At 61.6% G+C, this 2,570-nt stretch carries 1 protein-coding gene and 1 pseudogene; both read left to right on the top strand.

Annotated features, from left to right (window positions below):
• Positions 1 to 287: 287 nt before the first annotated feature.
• Positions 288 to 1,025 (top strand): annotated as a pseudogene (gene istA / locus A3A5_RS38805) (IS21 family transposase); the annotation flags it as partial.
• Between the two features lie 70 nt (positions 1,026 to 1,095).
• Positions 1,096 to 2,195, top strand: a protein-coding gene (locus tag A3A5_RS0117295; RefSeq protein WP_085958720.1) for an IS3 family transposase whose coding sequence is annotated in 2 segments (ribosomal slippage) — positions 1,096 to 1,348 and positions 1,348 to 2,195 — 1,101 coding nt in all. Because the reading frame shifts where the segments join, the coding sequence is not laid out codon by codon here.
• Positions 2,196 to 2,570: the final 375 nt, after the last annotated feature.

Here is a 2,570-nt window from a genome sequence, read left to right as displayed (position 1 = left end):
ATAACGCGCGAAAGCAGCAAGAGTTGTCCGAAACGAGTCCGATGCGGCAACTCTCACCGGCGGGGTATCAGCGGCTGCGTATTCCGCGCCAAACTGGACACCCATTCCACGGCAAACTGGACACTGATTCCACGGCAATCTGGACGGCGATTCCAGCGCAAACTGGACACTGATTCCGCCTCAAACTGGACAGTTTAAGGCGGCCAAGAAGGGCGTAGCACCGCGGGATAACCGTGGCACTCTGGCAGATTTTTCCGGGGTGTCAGTTGGCTAACAAGAGGTTATCCATGCGTAAAATCCAAGAAGTGTTGCGGCTGTATTTCGGCCACAGCCGATCGAAGCGGGAAATCGCCCGCATCATCGGCGCCTCGCCGACCACCGTGTCCGATTACTTGGCACGTGCCAAGTTGGCGGGCCTGAGCTATCCGCTGCCGCCGGAGTTGGACGAACCGTCCCTGGAACGGCTGCTGTTCCCGCCCAGCGAGCCGTCTTCGGTGCAGCGGCCAGCGCCGGACTGGCTGCGCGTCCACAACGAACTGCGCGGCAAGGGTGTGACACTGGAATTGCTGTGGCAGGAGTACAAGGCCGGACAGGAGGACGGCTTCCAGTACAGCGCCTTCTGCGACCACTACCGGCGCTGGCGCCAGCGGCTGTCGCTGTCGATGCGCCAGACCCACACGCCGGGAGAGAAACTGTTCATCGACTATGCCGGCCAGACGGTGGCCGTGACGGACGGTGCTACTGGCGAGATCAAGCAGGCCCAGATCTTCGTTGCTGTGCTGGGCGCGTCGAACTATACCTACATCGAGGCGACCTGGTCCCAACAACTGCCCGACTGGATCGCCAGCCATGTTCGTGCCCTGAACTTCTTCGGCGGTTGCACCGAGTTGTGGGTGCCGGACAATCTGCGCAGCGGCGTGACCAGGGCGTCGCGCTACGAGCCGGACCTTAACCCGACCTATCAGGACCTTGCCAGCCACTACGGCGTGGCTGTGTTGCCGGCCCGCGTACGCCGCCCCAAGGACAATGACCTGAGACGAATCCTGTAGCCAGTCGGAAAGTGAGTTCTCGTATCCTTGGAGTATGGAGAACTCGATGAAGAAGCGATTTACCGACGAACAGATCATCCGCATCCTGCGGGAAGCCGAAAGCCGGGAAGTGCCGACGAAGGATCTGTGCAAGCGCCACAACATCACGGAGCAGACGTTCTATCGCTGGCGCAACAAGTTCGGCGGCATGGACGTGGCCGAGGCACGCCGGCTCAAGGAACTGGAATCGGAGAACGAGCGGCTCAAGCGCCTGCTTGCCGAGCAGTTGTTGGTGATTGATGGCTTGAAGGAATTCAGTCGAAAAAAATGAACACCCCGACGGGCCGGCGCGAGGCGCTGGAAGTCCTGACTCGGCGGGGTCTCTCGCAACGCAAGGCATGTCGTTACCTGGGACTCAGCCGCCGGGTGGCGACCTATGTGCTCAAGCAGCCGGGGAAGGATCGGCGCCTGGGCGACCGGCTGCTCGCGGCATCGTCGGAGGTGCCGCGCTTTGGCTATCGTCGGATGGCGGCCTGGCTAGCAATGGGGGAATCGCGTGTGCGCCGGATGTGGCGCGCCCTGAAACTCAGCATCCCGAGACGGCGCCCTCGTCGGCGCCGTTGCGGCAGCGACATCCGCCTGCCAGGCGCGACGCAGCCCAACTCGGTCTGGAGCTACGACTTCGTCCATGACCAGTTGGTCGATGGCCGGGCGCTGAAGATGCTGTGTGTGATCGACGAATACACCCGCGAATGCCTGGCGATCGAGGTCGGCGCCAGCTTGCGCTCGCAGGACGTGATTCTGACGCTGTCGCGTCTGATGCGGCTGTACGGCAAGCCGGCCCACATTCGATCGGACAACGGCGCCGAATTCACGGCGGCCAAGGTCATGCGCTGGCTGCGTGATGCTGCGATCGGCCCGGCCTTCATCACTCCCGGCAGCCCATGGCAGAACGGCTTCGTCGAGAGCTTCAACGGCAAGCTGCGCGACGAATTGCTGAATCGCGAATGGTTTCGCAGCCGCGCCGAGGCTAAGGTGCTCATCGAGCGCTGGCGGCAGTTCTACAACGAGCGCCGACCGCACAGCGCCCATCGCTATCAACCTCCGGCCACGGTCCGTCGAGCCTGGCTGGATACTGCTAATATCGACAGCCGACTCACTGCCTGATTGGCTACAAAATCCCGCCGCAGGTCACACCAGTGTAGAGCGAAGCAATTGTGCCACCGGCTCGTCTTCGATGGTTGCGGGCTGTAGGCAATTTCGGTGGCACTTTTGCTTCCACTTGGATCGAATGCAAAAGTGCCATTTCGCACACAGTACGCCTGAAATTTGCCACCTCAAATCCTAGACTTCGAGACCTGTCCCTAAGGTCTTGATCTGATGGAAAATTCTCCGCAGTTCACGGAGCCGGTCGCGCTTGCCCGACCGCCTGGTGCACACCGGTTGGAAGCCTTCAGCCCGAAGCTGGGACGACGGTTGACGTTCTATCGGCGCGCCTTGCTTGACCTGTGGTTACTGTTCGAGGCGGACCCCAGCGTGATC

The sequence above is a fragment of the Cupriavidus sp. UYPR2.512 genome (genome assembly GCF_000379565.1).
GTDB lineage: Bacteria > Pseudomonadota > Gammaproteobacteria > Burkholderiales > Burkholderiaceae > Cupriavidus.
The sequence above is the reverse complement of the archived record's forward strand: the minus strand, read 5'-3'. Positions and strand labels throughout refer to the sequence as shown.